This window comes from Paenibacillus algicola (assembly GCF_005577435.1).
GTDB classification, from domain to species: domain Bacteria; phylum Bacillota; class Bacilli; order Paenibacillales; family Paenibacillaceae; genus Paenibacillus_AQ; species Paenibacillus_AQ algicola.
On the sequence record NZ_CP040396.1, the window covers coordinates 1,436,960 to 1,456,022 of the forward strand.

A 19,063-nucleotide genomic window follows, 5' to 3' on the forward strand; every position below is an offset into this window, starting at 1 on the left:
CATGAACAAGGGGGCTGAGCCGGTATGGATAAGGAGCCGTTTGAGAACGAGGAATGGGTACAAGCCCTAAATATGATTTGCGAAAGCAAAGCCGAAGAAATGCGATTGATCGGGTATGAGCAGGTGACGGCTGATGATATCTGGCGCTGTGTCAGCAGTAAATATGAGAAGACCGGTATCCCGCCGCTGCATAAGCTGGTGAATGACGTCTTGTCGCTAAAGGCGACAGCGCTGATGAATTATATGACCATTGCCGCATATAAGGGATCTCCTTTTCAATACTGAGAGGCAGGTCTCTTTGCTGTGACGAGAGGCCGGCGGCGAGGCTTGCGACAAATTTTGATAAATTGACTGAGTTTTGGCGCATGGCTATAATAGGAATATTGAGACAAAAGGGGGAACTAGGGACGGCATGAAAAGAATCATCAGTTTCATCGCTACCGTGCTCGTGGTTACCGGAATCATGATATTCACGAGTCCGGGATTGGTTCAAGACGTCCGATTGGGTCTGGATCTTAAGGGCGGCTTTGAAATCCTGTACGAAGCAGAGCCATTGGCAGAGGGGCAGGAAGTAACTCCCGAATCTCTCCAGGAAACCGCCAAGAGCCTGCAGAAGCGTGCAGACGCAATAGGCACGACGGAGCCGGAGATTACGACGGAGGGAAGCAACCGGATTCGCCTAAAGGTTCCGGGAGTGGCGAACGAGGAAGAGATTCGCAAGACGATGAAGGAACCGGCTAATTTGACGTTCCGCAGTAATGACGGCTGCGCTGAAGGCGAGGAATTTTGCAAAATTGAGCTTCGCGGCGACGATTTTGTGGAAAATGCAGCTTCGATCGGCGTAGACGGCCTGAATCAGCCTGTCGTGAATATTCAAGTCAAGGACAAGGCTAAATTTGCTGAGATTACGCAGCGGCTGCTTGGAAATCAGCTGGCGATTTATTTGGATGACACCTTGCTGTCTGCTCCAACGGTACAAGCTGTGCTGACCGACGGCAATGCTATGATTACCGGATCAGAATCAAGAGAAGAGGCTCAGCAGCTTCGCGACACTGTTAACCTGGGTGCCTTGCCGCTGAAGCTGACCGAGAGGTATTCCCAAAGCGTGGGGGCAACCCTAGGAATGGAATCTCTGAACAAGACGCTCCAAGCCGGCTTGATCGCTTCCGCGATTATTCTGCTGTTCATGGTTATCATTTACCGGATTCCGGGACTGATCGCCAGCTTTGCGCTCATTGTCCATACCTGGCTGCTCATTCTTATCTTCGTGCTGGCGGATTTTACGCTGACGCTGCCCGGCATTGCAGCCTTTATTCTCGGGATCGGGATGGCAGTGGATGCCAACATTATTACTTTTGAACGGATTCGTGAAGAAATGCGAAGTGGCAAGAGTATTTCCTCCGCTGTTAAGGCTGGCGGCAAATCCTCCTTCCGCACCATTATCGATTCCAACGTGACTACGATTATCGTGGCTGCCGTGATGTTTGCCTTCGGCACAGGATCCGTAAAGGGCTTTGCGATTGTGCTCATTCTTGAAATTATTGTGAGTATTGCTACGAACGTATACTTCTCCCGCTTCCTGCTGAACCTCCTAGTCAAAATAGGCTGGGCAAGCAAGCCGGGCCAGTTTGGTGTAAAGGAGAGTGAGATACGTGCGCTTTGAAAATTTTGATTTTGTACGGTTAAGCCGATATTTTTATATGTTTTCCATTGCACTGACCGTGGCGGGCCTGATCTTCCTGTCCGTATTCAACTTGAATTACGGCGTTGATTTCCGTTCCGGCTCGAACGTGGATGTGACGACAGAGAAAACCCTCACCGAGGCACAGCTGCAGCCGATCGTGGATGGACTTGATGTCGGTGATCAGACGACGATTACACCGGGTTCAGACCGTATTAATATCCGCTTTAGTGACGTACTGTCAGAGCAGCAGGATGCTGCTTTGAAAGCAGGCATTCTACAGCTGGACGCCAGTGCTTCCTTTGAGGTTAACACGGTTGATCCGGAGATGGCCAGAGAGCTGGGCCGAAATGCGATTTATGCGGTGCTGCTGTCGTGTATCGGGATCATTATCTATGTCAGCATCCGCTTTGAATGGCGCTTTGCTGTAGCGGCAATTGTTGCATTGCTCCATGATGCTTTTGTTGTGGTCAGCGTATTCTCCATTCTGCGGCTGGAGGTGGATGTCACCTTCATTATCGCGGTCCTGACCATTATCGGTTACTCCATTAACGATACCATCGTGATCTTTGACCGGATTCGCGAGAATCTGAGGTTCGCCAAAATCAAGAAACACAGCGATCTGGTGGACCTGGTCAATAAAAGTGTGGCGCAGACGTTCAAGCGCTCCATTTACACGGCCCTGACCGTGCTGATTGCGGCATTGCTCATGCTCATGATGGGCGGAGAGTCGATCCGCATGTTCTCGCTCGCGATCGTGATTGGTCTCTTGTTCGGTGCTTATTCTTCCATTTTCATTGCGAGTCCGCTGTGGCTGCTGCTGAAAGGGAAGAATGTGAACAAGCCCAAAGCACCAAAGCCTTCCACCTCGGAGGTCTAGATATTTCTCCTTCTGAAGCTGAAGGCGTAGTCAACTCTGTAAAGCTCAATACCATAAGACAGAAAGCCGTGTCGCAGGCGACGCGGCTTTCTAAGTTACCGGCTGGTAAATACCAAGGCAAAAGTATATCCAAGGAGGGGCCTTAGGTGAACAATGTTCAGGTGCAGCGCGGCAGCAAAGCGGTGAGCGTGGCTGTAGCTTGTGACTTTACCCTCGCTCTGGTTAAAGGAGCAGCGGGAATGTTCCTGGGCAGCCTGGCGCTCATGGCAGATAGTCTGCATACGGCGGCTCAGGGAGTAACGCTATGGAAAACCGGCGTCGAGGAGGGAGCGCGGTCCAAGGGAAACCGTGCAGGGAAACGCATGCAGTCTTATGAAGTGACAATGCTTCTGATTCCACTTGTCTTGATTACATTAGCGCTCTTCATGGTCTACAATCGTGTAGGACAGCTATGGAGCGGCAGCCCTGAAGCTCCGGACAGCTTCACGCTTATTATTGTGCTGGCAGCGCTGCTCCTCAATGAAGCGGTCTTTCGCTATCATGCCGGCAGAAGCAAGGCCAACAGCCCGCTGCTGCAGGCTCATACCCGGAATCATCGGACAGGCATTTATTCCTCACTCCTTGTTATTGCGGGTGCGGGCCTGACCTTGGCAGGGGAGTACGGCGAGGTCCCTGTCTTGCTGTATTGTGATCTGGCAGCGTCTTTGATGGTCTATGCTCTTGTCATTTGGAGAGGCTTGAAGCTGCTTAGAGAGGCGATATATAAAGAGGACATCCTGGTGGATGCTTTATGTGAAGATCACGGGATGGACTATGTAGAGACCATCCAACGCGTGTATGGCGTCATTACCGTAGAGGAGCTAAAGGTGCAGCCTCTGGGATCAGCTCAGATCCAGCTGGAGGTCAAGGTCAGCGTGAATCCTTTAATTACAGTGATTGAGGCACATGAAATTGCCGATCGTGCGTCGCGGCTGCTTCAGCAGCGGTTTCCCCAGGTTACCAAGATCCAGATGATCACGGCACCTTACGAAACGGGATATCCTTATAAATCGAATATGGACTTAAATGATAATAACCTGCCGACATTGCCGCAATAAATAACATCCGCTGTGAAAGCATAAAGCAGGCAGGGAAGAAAGGTGAAGACAATCGTGCTGTACCCCAAGTATGAATGGCGGGTGCCCCCGCCGAATCAAGAAGCAGCCCGAAGGCTGGCCGAGGAACTGTCCATCTCTCCGCTGACCGCTTCATTGATGGCGGTCCGCGGGATCGAGAGCATAGAAGCTGCAGAGCAGTTTCTGCATGGCTCAGCGCAGCACAGCCATGATCCTATGCTATTGCATGGGATGGAGCAGGCTGTGCCTCGAATAAGAAAAGCACTTCAGGAGCAGGAGCATATTCTCATCTACGGGGATTATGATGCAGACGGCGTGTCCAGCACTACGCTGATGATTCAGCTTATGCGCCATCTCGAGGCATCCTATGATATATATATCCCGCATCGTTCGAACGAGGGCTATGGTCTTCATAATCATGCGATTGATTGGGCATACCAGCAGGGAGTATCCCTGATCATTACAGTAGATACCGGAATTAGTGCCGTAGAGCAGATTGCATATGCAAACCGCCTTGGTATAGATGTTATTGTCACTGACCATCATGAGCCTCCAGAGGTGCTGCCAGACGCTTACGCATTGATTAACCCCAAGCTGCCACACTGTCGCTATCCTTTCAAGGGCCTTGCGGGAGTAGGCGTAGCATACAAGCTGGCACAGGCTCTGGTAGAGGACCCGCCGGAGGAATGGCTTCAGATTGTTGCCATCGGTACAATTGCAGATTTAATGCCATTGCTGGAGGAAAACCGGATGCTGGTACGACAAGGTTTGGAATCCATGCGGACGACGCGCTATGAAGGTCTTCGTTCCTTGCTGTCGGTGAGCGGCATTGATGTTCCTCAGGTGACATCGGTTCATATCGCCTTTTCGGTGGCTCCTCGCATTAATGCCGCCGGCCGGATGGATCATGCTGGCAAGGCAGTAACCCTGCTGACGACCTCAAACCGTGAAGACGCAGAGCGACTGGCCTGGGAGCTCGATGCTTTGAATAAAAAGCGTCAGCAGACGGTAGATAACATCGCTGATGAAGCGCTGGGGCTGATTCAATCCAGATTTAGCCCGGAACAGCTCCCGCCGGTGCTTGTCGTTGCAGGTGAAGGCTGGAACGAAGGTGTCGTCGGCATTGTAGCCTCCAGGCTGCTGGAGAAGTTTTATCGTCCGGTCATTGTGCTGGGGATTGATCCTGAATCCGGCCAGTGTAAGGGCTCCGCCCGTTCGATCCCGGGCTTGGATATTTATGAGGCGCTGCATCACTGCAAGGATGTCCTGGAGCATTTCGGAGGTCATCCCGCAGCAGCCGGCATGAGTTTGCACCGGGACCGGCTGCCAATGCTGGAGGAAGGGCTATGGAGCTTTGCGAAGCAGGTACTGACTGACGATCACCTGATTCCCGTACAGCAGGCGGATCTGGAATGCTCCATCCGTGAGATTACTTTGGCGGGTCTGGACGAGCTGGAGCTGTTGGGTCCCTATGGTATGTCCAATACGGTTCCTAAGATGGTTTTTCGGGAGGTTACGGTCATCGAGGCCCGAAAAATGGGCAAGGAAAGCCGGCATCTCCGCCTTCGATTGCAGCAGGAACAAGGCGTACTTGAAGCTGTTGGCTTCGGCTACGGCCATCTCGCTGACGTGCTTCCCTCTGGAACCTCAATCAGTGTTCTGGGAGAAATGTCAGTCAACGAATGGAACGGCAGCCGAAAACCGCAGCTTTTGATTCAGGATCTGGCTGTCCCGCAGAAGCAGGTATTTGATCTGCGGAATACGGCAGAACCGATTCGAGAGCTGCAGCGCTTTCGGGCACAATGGGAAAGAGAGCTTCGCTGTCCGGAGCCCCGCTGTGCGGTGGTTATGAAAGAAAGCCGGCTGTCAGAAGTGAAAGAGGAATTGTCTAATCTATCCCTTTGGGTATATGATAGAACAGCCGGATTTCGTCCAGGCAGCTCTCTGGCGAAAGAGAGCCGCCTGGAGGATCTATCGGTCATGTTCATGGTGGATTTACCGGATTCTTTAGATGAGCTGGATTCATTGCTGGCGGCATTCCGGGATGTTCCCAACATCGTGTTGCTGCATTCGGCTCGGGACCCGCAGGAGCGGCTTCAGGTGCCGACCCGAGAGCAGTTCAAAACGCTCTATGCCGTATTAGCCGGCTTGGGTTCTCGTCCTGCTTCCAGCAAAGATGTCGTGGCTTCAATGAAGAAACACTCTGCTCTGTCGGACGCCATGCTATCTCAGGTATTGAAGGTGTTTGAGGAGCTGGCATTTATTCAGGTGTCGGAGGGACATATTTATTTCGTGCCCAAGCCGGAGAAGAAGCCGCTGGAAGCCTCGGCTCACTTCAGATCCTTGACCCGTCTGGCCGAGATGGAGCAGTACATGAAATTCGGAAGCGCTGATCAAGTGAGACACTGGATGTACAGCCGTACAGCAGGCGCATCTTAGGTAAAGACAAGCCATTAGAACTGAGATACAGGAGGAGATTGTATTGGATTTCAAGGATTACATTCGCGTTATACCTGACTTTCCCCACGAGGGAATCAGCTTTAAGGACATTACGACCCTGTTAAAGCACGGCGGCGTATACAAGCAAGCGATTGATGAGCTGAAAAAAATGGTAGAGCATCTGCACATTGATGTTATTGCAGGTCCGGAAGCCCGGGGATTTGTTGTCGGTGCGCCGCTGGCTTATGCACTGGGGGTCGGTTTTGCGCCGATCCGTAAGAGCGGAAAGCTGCCTTACGAAACGATTGAAGTAGGCTATGATCTGGAATACGGAAAAGACCAGCTTGCCATGCATATCGATGCCGTCGAGAAAGGGCAGAACGTCCTTATCGCCGATGATCTGCTTGCTACCGGCGGAACGATTTCGACTTCAGTGAACCTGGTTCGTCAGTTGGGTGGAAACGTCGTAGGAGCTGCTTTTATGATTGAGCTGTCAGATCTGAATGGACGTGACAAGCTTCCAGACATTGATGTCTACACGCTCATGAACTACTAGAACCTGGACCGGGAGTTTCCCGGGAAATAACGAAGGACCCCGAGCTGCGCTGCAGTCCGGGGTCCTTTAGATTTATTCGGTTACTTTTTCCGGGAGCGGCTGCTCCTCTGGCTTCTCATTCGAGAGGCCGAGAATATCAAACAGGCGGAACAGGATTGCAAGCAGCATACCTACAATGGTGGATAGTGCCATGCCCTTCAGCTCAACATCGCCAAATCGCACGGTTACTCCGCTGATGCCGACAACGAGGACAAGCGTGGCAAGAATCATATTGCTGGCTCTAGAGAAATCGACCTTCTTCTCGACAAATATCCGAAGACCGGAGGCTGCGATGACGCCGAACAGCAGTAAGGAGACGCCGCCCATCACTGCAGGTGGAATGTTGGCGATGATGGCAGAGAAGGTGCCTGAGAAGGACAGCACGATCGCAATGACAGCCGCGCCGCCAATGACACGAACGGAATATACCTTGGTCAAGGCCATTACGCCGATGTTCTCCCCGTACGTGGTGTTTGGCGTCGATCCGACGAAGCCGGACAGAATGGTTGAAATACCGTTGCCCAGCAGGGAGCGGTGAAGCCCGGGATTCTTCGACAGATCCTTGCCCACAATGTTGCTCGTAACCAGCAGGTGACCGATATGCTCTACAATCACGACGATCGAAACCGGAATAATGGTAAAAATAGCTGCTATATCCCACTCTGGCGTCGTCAACGTAGGCGCGGTAAAGAACGCAGCCTCGGAAATTTTATCAGTCTCTACAAGTCCCAGGTAGAAGGAAAGCGCATAGCCTGATGCAATCCCGATGAGAATATGAATGATCTTGGGGAAGCCCCGGAACAGCACAGAACCCAGCACGGTCACGCCAAGGGTCACCATCGAGACGGTAACGACCTCAGGATTCATGCTCCACCCTTCCGCCTCTACCGGGTTCGACGGGGGCAACAGCCCCGCCATATTCGCTGCCACCGGAACGAGCTCCAAACCGATCATGGCGATGATTGCTCCCATAACCGCAGGAGGGAAGACGAAATCAATCCATCCGGTGCCGGCATATTTAACGATCAGCGCAATTACGCAGAAGATCACACCTGTAATGATAAAGGCTCCGAGCGCTTTGCCATAGTTGGCACCTGGATCTCCCATCAGCACCAGACTGACCGGAGCAATAAAGGCGAAGCTTGAGCCCAGATACGCCGGTATTTTTCCTTTACATAACAGAATATAAATCAGGGTGCCGATTCCGTTCATTAGAAGTATCATACCCGGATCGACGCCAAAGATGTTCGGGACGAGCACTGTACTTCCGAACATGGCGAATAAATGCTGAAGGCTCAGCAGAAAGCCGGGTCCGAAGGGCAGTTTCTCATCTACTTGAATTTCGCGTTGCAAACCAATTCCTCCTCAAGATCTGTTTAACCATAGCTTCATTTCTTTATGATCTTATCTAGATTATATAGAAATGTTCGTTTTTTCAATCACAATTTTCATATCTGCTCCAATTCATGATAGGTTTGTCATGATATGGATCATAAAGGGCTGTGACGCCCTGAATGTACCTGGCTGCTAGTGTTGACGTATACGGCACAAAGCGTCATAATGGAAGGAAAATCATCACGGAAGAACAACCTGCGCGTTTTGACTTGGGCGGGTTTTCGTTTTATATAGAAAGTCATCGTCGCAATCAGAAAGGACTTCTCAATGGGCATAGAGCGATTACTTGAAAAGGCAGGCGCCTATATTAAAGAACCCGATCTTCTTCGAATTCAGGAAGCTTTTGAATTTGCAGAGCAGGCTCATCACGGGCAGATTCGCAAATCGGGAGAACCGTATATTTTACATCCGCTTGCGGTAGCAGACATCGTCGTCAACATGCAGATGGACACGTTGTCTATTATTGCTGCCCTGCTTCATGATGTCGTTGAGGACACGACTGTATCGCTCGAGGAGATCCGGTCGAGGTTCGGCGAGACCTGTGCGATGCTGGTGGATGGACTGACGAAGCTGGAGCGAATTAAATTCGGCTCCAAGGAAGAGCAGCAAAATGAAAACTATCGCAAAATGTTCATAGCCATGGCTCGGGACATTCGCGTGATTGTTATCAAGCTGGCGGACCGGCTGCACAATATGCGCACGCTGAAATACCAGTCGGAGGAAAGCCAGCGGAGAATCTCGCATGAGACCCTGGAGATTTTCTGTCCTATTGCTCATCGTCTCGGGATATCCGCTATTAAATGGGAAATGGAAGATATTGCGCTCCGCTACTTGAATCCTCAGCAGTATTACCGGATTGCCAATCTGATGCACAAGAAGCGGGCTGAACGGGAGCAGTTCATCGACAATGTCATTGAACGGATTGCGGAGAAGCTGGATGAAATGGGAATTCAGGCGGACCTGTCGGGTCGTCCGAAGCATATCTATAGTGTGTTTAACAAGATGTCCGTCAAGAACAAGCAGTTTAATGAAATTTATGATCTGCTGGCCATCCGGATTATCGTAGACAACATCAAGGACTGCTATGCAACCCTGGGCATTATTCACACGCTGTGGAAGCCAATGCCGGGGCGCTTTAAAGATTATATCGCCATGCCGAAAGCGAATATGTACCAGTCTCTGCACACCACCGTAGTGGGTCCGAACGGAGAGCCGACAGAGGTACAGATTCGGACGCTGGAAATGCATCGTACCGCAGAGTTCGGGATCGCGGCTCACTGGGCATATAAGGAAGGCTCGGCGGCGGCTAATTTTGATAACAAAATTACGTTCTTCCGCGAGATTCTGGAGCTTCAGCATGAGGCGAAGGATGCTTCGGAGTTTGTCGAATCACTCAAAATGGACTTTTTCTCAGATCTCGTCTTTGTGTTTACGCCTAAAGGGGAGGTCATTGAGCTGCCTGCTGGCTCCGTTCCGCTGGACTTTGCGTACCGCATTCATACCGAGGTTGGAAACCGGACGATCGGGGCGAAGGTGAATGGCAGAATTGTCCCGCTGGATCATCAGCTGAAGACCGGCGATATTGTTGAGATTTTAACCTCGAAGCACTCTTATGGCCCGAGCCAGGATTGGCTGAAGATTGCCCAGTCCTCCCACGCCAAGAGTAAGATCAAGCAATGGTTCAAGAAAGAGAAGCGCGAAGAAAATGTTGAAAAGGGCCGGGACCTGCTGGAACGGGAAATGAAACGGCAGGGTCTGGAGGCTTCTGAATTTCTGAGTGATGACAAGCTGATGGATGCGGCGAGAAAGTTTGCCTTTAACGATATCGAAGACATGCTGTCTGCCGTCGGATTTGGAGGCATTACAGCCGCCCAGATTACAACCAAGCTCACAGAGAAGCTTCGCAAGGAGCAGGAGGAGGCGAACCAGATCGGGCTGACCTCCGAGATGAAGGAGATCAAGGCGCCCGAGAAGCGCAGCCGTCCTACCAATGGCGTTACGGTTAAAGGCATTGACAATTTACTGGTGCGCTTTGCCAGGTGCTGCAACCCGGTGCCAGGCGATGAAATCATCGGCTATGTGACGCGCGGTCGCGGGGTATCTGTGCACCGGGCAGACTGCTCGAACATTCCTGCTACTGGTGATGGGGAAGATGCGGCACGTGTGATTGAGGTCGAGTGGGAATCAACGGTGGAAGCTAGCTACAGCGTAGATATTGAAGTTACGGGACATGACCGCAATGGTCTGCTAAATGAAGTACTGCAGGCAGTATCTGAGAGCAAGACAAATATTTCAGCAGTGACCGGCCGATCGGACAAGAACAAGATGGCCATGATTCATATGACTATTCTGATTCGCAACACGGACCATCTTCAATCGGTGGTGGAGCGGATTAAGCGTGTGAAGGATGTGTACACCGTTCATCGGATTATGCAGTGACTTGGCCAGGGGGAACAGGCATGAAGGTTGTCATTCAAAGATGCAAGCATGCCCGGGTCGTTGTCGGTGAACAGGTTACCGGCGAAATCGGGCAGGGACTCATGGTGCTCGTGGGTGTTACCCATGAGGATGAGACAAAGGATGCCGTTTATTTGGCGGAAAAGGTAGCAGGACTGCGGATTTTTGAGGACGATGATCACAAAATGAACCTGAGTGTGCAGGATATGGGCGGCTCCATTCTGTCGGTGTCTCAGTTTACATTGTATGGTGACTCCCGAAAAGGCAAGCGGCCCAGCTTTATGGCGGCTGCGAGGCCGGAGGCGGCGCAGAAGCTGTACGAGCTGTTTAATGCTGAGCTCAGAAGCAGAGGGCTTAGCGTGGAAACCGGAATTTTTGGAGCGGATATGGATGTGTCCCTTACGAATTGGGGACCGGTGACGCTGATCTTAGACAGTCGCAGTTAAGATGAGTCTTGGAAGCATCTGCAGCAGTAGGTATAGTGCGGGGAAGATAGGGGCATGCTGTGTAGAAGCACTTTTATGTAAAAAGGAGCATCTCATGCGGCATTCACCTCAATTTCTGCGTAGCAAGCAGTCAGCTTTAGGGATGACATCCGGTATGCACGAGGCTTTACACATACATCGCCTGCTGCATGCCCCCGCCCAGCCCGGCGGCCCGGATCAACGAGCAAGCGGGAAAGACCTGTTGATCCGAAGGTAAACAGCCAGTCATCCCTGAAGCAGCAAACGGCGGATCAAGCTGATCCACGGTATATGTAATGAAGAAATAAAACCGCTCTTTTTTAGATGGTGGCTTAGTCACTTCCCATCTAACCCGAGAGCGGTTTATTTATATTATCTGATCGTTAAGGATGAAATTTGGAGAAACAGCGAGGGCAGGAACGTTCATACGCGAAAATGATCTTGTGGAATAGCTCTTTTTCATCCTTCGGGGATGCATTGTCATGTTAGAAAATGGAGGGATGCGGGTAATAGGAAGCAAGGAAAGCGTTACAATCACAGCGATAATCCTAGTTGATCCTAAAGGAGGAATTTATGATGTCCAAGCATCTCCAAGCCTATTTCAGATCTGAAGACGAAGCAGAAAGCGCTAAAACAACGCTTTTAACCTACAAGACCGATCAGCTTGAAGTCAGTGAGCTGCAAGAAACAGTGGGACGCCGGGTTGATATCCTGGTGCCGTTAATTCCATTCGGTACTTCTAACGCCGGCAGCAACACAACTGGAACAGGCTACGCTGGCGGATATACGGCAGGCGCGGGTGCGGCTGTAAACGTACAGGGTGTGCCTGAGGATCGTGACCGTGAGGATGCTCCTGTGGGCGATAAGGACGGACATGCAGACGATTACCGTGAGGCTGATCTGGATGACGTTGATTTCGATGAGCTTAGATATGTGCTGACAGCAAAGGTCAGCGATGCTGATTATGATCAGATCGTGCACAAGCTGCGCTCCAACCACGCTTTCATCGAGAAATTTGAGAACGAATAGTATGCTTTGGAATAAAGCCGCCAGCAATGGCGGCTTTTTTGCTGTCCTTCATGATATCCTTATAATATAGCAGCGTTTTCACCACTGTAATATAACTGTAATATGAGTTACATGTTCTGATAATATATGCGGTTTATAATAACAGCATGACCCCCTTTTAATATACTCTTTTGGACCTGCGATATGAGATCGCAGGTTTTTTTTTTGAGCTTTTGCAACCTCTGTCGATTCATTTCGTCAGGAATTTCTTGACTTTAACGTGGCGGTTCATTACAATCTTAAAATATAATGTTTAGGCAACACTGTAGAGAACAGGGTTGTATGTCATAATGATTTGATGACGGGACCAAGTAATCCATCCCCACACGATCAGAGAGAAATCCCTCCAGGCTGCAAGGATTTCCGTGATGAATGGACGAATGACTTCCCCGAGAACAGACGGCGAAATGCTTGCTGCAAGCAAGAGTAGCCGCTCTGCGCAGGCCGGGCGTTATCCGGATGAGCGAAGAATCCAGACGCGGTATGAGGGATTTTTCGGAATGTGGGTGGTACCACGGGTGATTTAATTGATGACAATCTCTCGTCCCTGTTGTTGTGTGTTACAACGGGGCGGGGGATTTTTTGATTTCTTGAGAACAGAAAGATGAATTGGAGGATATGAAACATGGCGGAGATGAAGTTCAAGAATCCGACCGGAACCCAGGATCTGCTGCCGGGTACAGTCGAGAAATGGCAGTTCGTGGAGGGCAAAGCAAGAGACCTCTGTCAGCGGTACAATTTTCGGGAGATCCGCACACCCCTGTTCGAGCAGACCGAGCTGTTCGAGCGCGGCGTAGGTGAAACGACGGATATTGTAGAGAAGGAAATGTATACCTTCAAGGATAAGGGAGACCGTAGCATGACCCTGCGTCCGGAAGGCACGGCTGGTGTCGTTCGCGCGTACGTTCAGAACAAGCTGTATGGCGAGCCCGATGTCACAAAGCTGTATTACATTGCGCCGATGTTCCGCTACGAGCGTCCGCAGGCCGGCCGATACCGCCAGTTTCACCAGTTCGGCATCGAGGTGTTCGGAGCTGCGGACCCGTCTATTGATGCGGAGGTTATTGCTCTGGGCTACTCGTTTACGAAGGAGCTGGGGCTGTCCGGTGTCAAGGTAGAAATCAACTCCGTGGGCACACCGGAAATAAGGGCGGCTTACCGGGAGCGCCTGCTGTCCTTCCTGACGCCGATGAAGGATCAGCTGTGCAGTGACTGTCAATCCCGCATGGACCGCAATCCGCTGCGGGTGCTGGACTGCAAGAAGGATCAGGACAAGTTTGACGGAGCCCCTTCCATTCTGGAGAGTCTGGATGAAGCCTGCAGTCAGCATTTTGAACAGGTGAAGGCTTATCTGGATGCGATGGAGGTCAACTACGAGGTCAACCCGAGAATGGTGCGCGGCCTGGACTACTACACCCATACCGCGTTTGAATTCAAAGCACAGGGAATTGGTGCGATTGATACGGTGGGCGGCGGCGGCCGTTACAATGGACTGGTGGAACAGATCGGCGGTCCGGATCAGACCGGTATCGGATTTGGCATCGGGCTGGAGCGGATTATGCTGATCCTTGAGCATCAGAGCATTGAGCTGAATGCGGTTAAACCGCTGGATGTGTATCTTGTAGCGCTTGGAGAAGCGGCGGAGAAGGAAATTACGAAGATCATTTTCCAGCTCCGCAGTGCCGGCATTTCCGCAGAGCGGGATTACCAGGGACGCAAGATGAAGGCGCAGATGAAATCAGCAGACCGTCTGCAGGCGCGCTATACGGCGATTTTGGGGGACGATGAGCTGGCCAAAGGCGAGATTGCCCTGAAATCGATGGAAACCGGAGAGCAGCGGACGGTAAGGCTTGATGAGCTGCATAGAGAGCTCGGTTAGGTTAACCCGGCCATAATGGCTTTAAATATATGAAGAGGGGTAGATGAAATCATGTTAAAAAGGACGCATCATTGCGGTCAGCTGACGGCTGCAAATATCGGAGAGACGGTAACACTGAACGGCTGGGTACAAACCCGCCGTGACCTGGGGGGCGTATTGTTCATTGATCTGCGCGACCGCAGCGGAATTATGCAGGTGGTATTCAATCCGGATTTCTCCGGCGAAGCGCTGGCTGTGGCTGACAAGGTTCGCAGTGAGTACGTACTGGCAGTAACCGGTAAAGTCGTTCAGCGTGATCCGGAAACCGTAAACAAGAACCTGGCTACAGGTGAAATTGAGGTTCAGGTTACCGAGATTGAAGTGCTGAACGCCGCCAAAACTCCTCCGTTCTTTATCGAAGACGGTGTTGAGGTGGACGAGCAGCTGCGCTTGAAGTACCGTTACCTCGATCTGCGCCGGCCGGAAATGCAGCAGACGCTCATGCTTCGTTCCAAGGCGTCGAAGATTTTCCGCGACTTCCTGGATGGAGAAGGGTTTGCAGATGTCGAAACGCCGATCCTGACCAAAAGCACGCCAGAAGGCGCGCGGGATTATCTGGTGCCAAGCCGCGTGCATGCAGGGGAGTTCTTTGCACTTCCGCAGTCCCCGCAGATTTACAAGCAGCTGCTGATGGTCAGCGGCCTGGAGCGTTATTACCAGATCGCCCGCTGCTTCCGGGATGAGGATCTTCGTGCTGACCGTCAGCCGGAGTTCACACAGGTCGACATCGAGACTTCCTTCATGGAGCGCGATGACCTGCTGTCGATGATGGAGCAGCTGATGGTACGCCTGTTTAAGGAAACGATTGGCGTTGAGCTGGCGACTCCGTTCCAGCGCATCAGCCATGCGGACGCGATGGGCAAATACGGCTCGGACAAGCCGGATCTGCGCTTTGGCATGGAACTGATTGAAATGAATGATATCGTAGCTGACAGCGGTGTGAAGGTGTTCGCTTCTGTGATCGAAAAAGGCGGCGAAGTAAAGTGCCTGAACGCCAAAGGCTGCGGTACATGGACACGTAAGGAAATTGATGACCTTGGACCATTTGCTGCCCGCTACGGTGCGAAGGGCCTGGCCTGGATTCAAGTGAAGGAAGGCGAATTCAAGGGGCCGATCGTGAAATTCTTTACCCCCGAAGAGATTGAAGCGGTGAAGGAGCGCACTGGCGCGGAAGAAGGCGATTTGCTGTTGTTCTCGGCGGACACGAAAAAGGTCGTTGCGGATGTTCTGGGCGCACTGCGTCTGCGAATTGGCCGTCAGCTGGGCTTGATCAACGATAAAGAATTCAAATTTGCCTGGGTGCTGGACTTCCCGCTGCTAAGCTACGATGAAGAGCAGAAGCGCTATGTAGCAGAGCATCATCCGTTCACTCGTCCTAATGATGAGGATGTCGAGCGTCTAGAGAGCGACCCGCTCAGTGTTCGTGCACAGGCGTATGACCTGGTTCTGAACGGCTATGAGGTTGGCGGCGGCTCCATGCGGATCTACAAGCGTGACGTTCAGGAAAAAATGTTTGCAGCCCTCGGCTTGTCTCCCGAGGAAGCTTACGAGAAGTTCGGATTCCTGCTGGATGCGTTTGAATACGGCACACCGCCGCATGGCGGCATTGCTTTCGGCTTTGACCGGCTTGTTATGCTGTTGGCTGGACGTACGAACCTGCGTGAGACGATTGCGTTCCCGAAAACCGCGAACGCAACCGATCTGCTGATGGATTCTCCGTCCGAGGTGGATGGAGGTCAGCTGGAGCAGCTGCACATTAAGCTGGCCAAGAAGCCGGTAGAAGAGAAGAAAGAAAGCAACGGATAGTATTGCGCTGCCCGTTGTGAAGATACAACGCTCTAACCATATGTAAGAAGGAGGAACAAATCCATGCTGCATCAATTTTCGCGCACCGAGCTTGCGATTGGCCCGGAAGGGCTGGAGACGATGAAGAACAGCACGGTAGCTGTGCTTGGCATCGGCGGTGTCGGCTCGATTGCCGTCGAAGCTCTGGCGCGCACGGGCGTAGGCCGCATTATTCTGATCGACAAGGATGTCGTGGACATTACCAATATCAACCGCCAGATTCATGCACTGACCTCGACCGTCGGACAGAAGAAGGCCGACTTGATGGTGGAGCGGGTGAAGCTGATCAATCCGGAGTGCGAAGCAATTGCGCTGAATATGTTCTATACGGATGAGACGTATGAAGAGCTGTTCAAATATGATCTGGATTATGTCCTGGATGCATCAGATACGATCATGTACAAGATTCATTTGATCAAGGAGTGCCTGAAGCGCAGCATTCCGATCATTTCGAGCATGGGCGCAGCCAATAAGATGGATCCGACCAAGTTCCAGGTGGCCGACATCTCCAAAACGTCGATGGATCCCATTGCACGAGTGATCCGTACCAAGCTTCGGAAGGACGGGATTAAGAAGGGCGTCAAGGTGGTCTTCTCCCTGGAAGAGCCGATGAAGCCGCGGAAGGATGTAACCGACAAGATTGTGCCGGAGAATGCTCCGGAAATCCGCAAAGCAAAGCAGCCTCCGGCGAGCAACGCATTTGTTCCCCCGGTTGCCGGCCTGATTATGGTGTCGGTAGCTGTGCGGGAGCTGCTGGAGAAGGCTGGAATTTCAACATAGCATCACAGGATTGCAGGCGTTAGAAGACCGCAGGTGTCAATGCGGACTTCCGGCGCCTGTTTCTTGTCTTTTACTCCGTTCTAAAAAAGTTTGTCGCGGTGAAGTCCATGTGCTACAATGAGTGTTCTTTTCCTGATCAGGATTCATGATACATGATACAATTCAGGATACATTTGAGATTCTTAGGAGGTAACTGAAGGTGACGGATGCTTTTCAAAGTGCCTATCAAGAAGAAGAGCGGCATTTAAATAAAACTCTTCATGAAATTGAGCAGCAGCTGGAACGGCTGCGCAGTGTGCCTGTGTATACGGGACATGATTTTACAGAGCAGCTGCTGGAGGCCGGCCGGGAGGAACGGAGGCAGTCGCTTGCCAAGAGCCAAGTTCAGCCCTATTTTGGCCGGCTTGATTTCCATGAGAACGGCAAAGAGCAGCAATATGCATTATACATAGGCAAGACGGGCTTTGACCGGGAGGAGGCCGGGGAATATCCCGTGGTCATTGACTGGCGGGCTCCTGTGGCGAGCCTGTTCTACTCCTTTACCGGTGGAGACGAGCCTGCTTCTTATGAAGCTCCAGAGGGGCTGATCGAAGGCTTGGTGTATCTGAAACGCAACGTCATGATTCGCAAGCAGATTCTGGAACGAGTATCTGACACCTATCAGCGCGGAGGGGGCGGGCCTGCCGTCACGGATGAATTTCTCGTCTACCGTCTGGGGGAGAACAAGGATAACAAGCTGCGGGATATCGTATCAACGATTCAGGCCGAGCAGGACAAGATTATCCGTGCCGCCAAGAACACGGCTCTGATTATCCAGGGCGTGGCGGGCAGCGGGAAGACGACCGTGGCGCTGCATCGGCTTGCTTTTTTGCTGTATCAGTATAAGGAGCAGGTGTCCGCAGACAAAATGATTATTTTCGCGCCAAACCGTATGTTTCTGGACTATATTTCAGAGGTGCTGCCAGAGCTTGGCGTTGGAGATATTCAGCAGCGAACATTTACCAGCTGGGCGCAAGAGCTGCTGGATATGTCGCTGACGGAGCAGGAAGGTGCAGATACCTTGGCCTACTGGTTTGAAACCGAGCCAGGGAAAGGCACGCGGGAGCTGAGTGATGAGATCAGTGGACGGTACAAAGGCTCGATCTCGTTCATGAAGCTGATTCAGCGCTGTATAGAGCAGCTGGAGCATGCGGCGCTGCCGGACATGGATTTCGTACCGTGGGAAGGGGCCCTGCTCCGTAAGGAAACCATACGCGAGTGGTATGAGGCTGAATATAAGCCGTATCCGCTCGCGAAGCGCAAGGAAAGAGTGCTTGCAAGAATGCATCGCTGGGTAGAAATGGAGCTGAAGAAATCGCCATCGCCGGCCGCCCTCAAAGAGCGGAAGAAGAAAGCCTCGCAGAGAGAGAAGTCCTATGCCAACCAATGGCCGAAACTGGAGCCGCTAAATCTGTATAAGCAAATTTTCGGGGCGACAAAGGCTCCATTCTGGGAAGCGGATATGACCAGCAGCATCCCGGAGGCCACTTGCTCTGTGGCGCGCAAGGATTTGAAAAAAGGGCTCCTGCGGGAGGAGGATCTGGCGCCGCTGGTGTACATTCATACCCTGCTTCATGAGATCGAAGGAGAGCAGCGTTTTCATCATGTAGTCATTGATGAAGCGCAGGATTTCTCGCCGTTTCAAGTCGCGTTACTGGACCAATTTGTGCAAGGCCATTCCTTCACCATTTTGGGAGATTTATCGCAAGGCATTCACGGCTATAAGGGCGTGCATGCCTGGGAAGAAATGAGCTCCTGGTTTGACGAGGAGCATCAGGCATATTTTGCGCTCACTCGAAGCTACCGTTCTACGATGGAAATTATCGAGTTCGGAAATATGATTCTGGACAAAGGGGTTCACAGTCCCCTCCTGGCGGTGCCTGTATTTCGAAGCGGAGATCCTGTGCGGCTCATTCCTTATGGAAATCCGGGATCCAGCAGCCGAGTAGAGGAGCTGGCGCGGGCGTTGCGGCATTTAAGTCAAAAAGGGAGCTACCGGACCGTATCCATTCTGACCCGTACCTTGCAGGAGGCAAGAGCACTTCATGCTGCGCTGGCAGCAGAATGGCGTGACCTCAACCTGATCGACGGAAGCGAAGGGACCTATCACGGCGGCTTATCCATTCTTCCGGTGTATCTCTCCAAAGGGCTGGAATTCGATGCCGTCATCCTGGCGGATGCTGATCGACGGCATTATCCGGAGAAGCAATGGGATGCCCGATTGATGTACGTGGGCTGCACGCGTGCTCTGCATGAGCTATGGCTGATGTATGAGGAAGAGCTGCCGGCATACCTGGGATCAGCGGCTGGAGAGAAGGGCTGGCCGGCAGAGCTAGAAGCGCTGTAAGTGTGTTATGATAGATGCAGCATGACCTCAACGATGTACA

General features: G+C 51.9%; 15 protein-coding genes. 13 read left to right on the top strand and 2 right to left on the bottom strand.

Features of this window, described 5'->3' with window-relative positions; all coding sequences use genetic code 11:
- The first annotated feature begins 24 nt into the window (after positions 1-24).
- From E6C60_RS06420 to E6C60_RS06445, 6 genes are all read left to right on the top strand, one after another.
- Positions 25-285, top strand: a complete 261-nt coding sequence (locus tag E6C60_RS06420; protein ID WP_138225098.1) for a post-transcriptional regulator — start codon at positions 25-27, stop codon at positions 283-285.
- Positions 286-412: 127 nt separating this feature from the next.
- On the top strand, positions 413-1,663 hold the full coding sequence (gene secD, locus E6C60_RS06425) for a protein translocase subunit SecD (RefSeq protein ID WP_138225099.1): 1,251 nt from the start codon (positions 413-415) through the stop codon (positions 1,661-1,663).
- Positions 1,653-2,561 (top strand): protein translocase subunit SecF, encoded by a 909-nt coding sequence (gene secF / locus E6C60_RS06430; protein ID WP_138225100.1) that lies wholly within the window; start codon positions 1,653-1,655, stop codon positions 2,559-2,561. The genes secD and secF overlap by 11 nt, the downstream gene beginning before the upstream one ends.
- A 146-nt stretch (positions 2,562-2,707) precedes the next feature.
- Positions 2,708-3,658 (top strand): cation diffusion facilitator family transporter, encoded by a 951-nt coding sequence (locus E6C60_RS06435; RefSeq protein WP_138225101.1) that lies wholly within the window; start codon positions 2,708-2,710, stop codon positions 3,656-3,658.
- A gap of 54 nt (positions 3,659-3,712) precedes the next feature.
- Entirely contained in the window at positions 3,713-6,115 is a 2,403-nt protein-coding gene (gene recJ, locus E6C60_RS06440) for a single-stranded-DNA-specific exonuclease RecJ (RefSeq protein WP_138227662.1), read from the top strand.
- Positions 6,116-6,158: 43 nt separating this feature from the next.
- On the top strand, positions 6,159-6,671 hold the full coding sequence (locus tag E6C60_RS06445; protein ID WP_138225102.1) for an adenine phosphoribosyltransferase: 513 nt from the start codon (positions 6,159-6,161) through the stop codon (positions 6,669-6,671).
- Positions 6,672-6,743: 72 nt separating this feature from the next.
- Here the strand turns inward: E6C60_RS06445 and uraA are convergent, their stop codons facing one another.
- A complete protein-coding gene (gene uraA, locus E6C60_RS06450; RefSeq protein WP_138225103.1) occupies positions 6,744-8,063 on the bottom strand; it encodes a uracil permease in 1,320 nt (439 codons plus the stop codon).
- 309 nt (positions 8,064-8,372) lie between these two features.
- Here uraA and E6C60_RS06455 point away from each other — a divergent pair, with 309 nt between their 5' ends.
- Together E6C60_RS06455 and dtd are read left to right on the top strand one after the other, a co-directional pair.
- On the top strand, positions 8,373-10,544 hold the full coding sequence (locus tag E6C60_RS06455) for a RelA/SpoT family protein (RefSeq protein WP_138225104.1): 2,172 nt from the start codon (positions 8,373-8,375) through the stop codon (positions 10,542-10,544).
- 20 nt (positions 10,545-10,564) lie between these two features.
- Positions 10,565-11,008: a D-aminoacyl-tRNA deacylase gene (gene dtd / locus E6C60_RS06460; RefSeq protein WP_138225105.1), complete on the top strand. Its 444-nt coding sequence runs from the start codon at positions 10,565-10,567 to the stop codon at positions 11,006-11,008.
- Between the two features lie 166 nt (positions 11,009-11,174).
- Here the strand turns inward: dtd and E6C60_RS06465 are convergent, their stop codons facing one another.
- Entirely contained in the window at positions 11,175-11,366 is a 192-nt protein-coding gene (locus E6C60_RS06465) for a hypothetical protein (RefSeq protein WP_138225106.1), read from the bottom strand.
- Between the two features lie 233 nt (positions 11,367-11,599).
- Here E6C60_RS06465 and E6C60_RS06470 point away from each other — a divergent pair, with 233 nt between their 5' ends.
- The 5 genes from E6C60_RS06470 (at position 11,600) to E6C60_RS06490 (ending at position 19,023) form a co-directional block, all read left to right on the top strand.
- Positions 11,600-12,055 (top strand): hypothetical protein, encoded by a 456-nt coding sequence (locus E6C60_RS06470; RefSeq protein WP_233281168.1) that lies wholly within the window; start codon positions 11,600-11,602, stop codon positions 12,053-12,055.
- Positions 12,056-12,728: 673 nt separating this feature from the next.
- Positions 12,729-13,973: a histidine--tRNA ligase gene (gene hisS, locus E6C60_RS06475; protein WP_138227664.1), complete on the top strand. Its 1,245-nt coding sequence runs from the start codon at positions 12,729-12,731 to the stop codon at positions 13,971-13,973.
- 51 nt (positions 13,974-14,024) lie between these two features.
- On the top strand, positions 14,025-15,818 hold the full coding sequence (gene aspS / locus E6C60_RS06480; RefSeq protein WP_138225107.1) for an aspartate--tRNA ligase: 1,794 nt from the start codon (positions 14,025-14,027) through the stop codon (positions 15,816-15,818).
- A 63-nt stretch (positions 15,819-15,881) separates the two neighbouring features.
- Positions 15,882-16,637 (top strand): tRNA threonylcarbamoyladenosine dehydratase, encoded by a 756-nt coding sequence (locus E6C60_RS06485; RefSeq protein ID WP_138225108.1) that lies wholly within the window; start codon positions 15,882-15,884, stop codon positions 16,635-16,637.
- A 199-nt stretch (positions 16,638-16,836) separates the two neighbouring features.
- Positions 16,837-19,023 carry a HelD family protein gene (locus tag E6C60_RS06490; RefSeq protein WP_138225109.1) on the top strand — a complete coding sequence of 729 codons (2,187 nt, stop codon included), beginning with the start codon at positions 16,837-16,839 and terminating at the stop codon, positions 19,021-19,023.
- Positions 19,024-19,063: the final 40 nt, after the last annotated feature.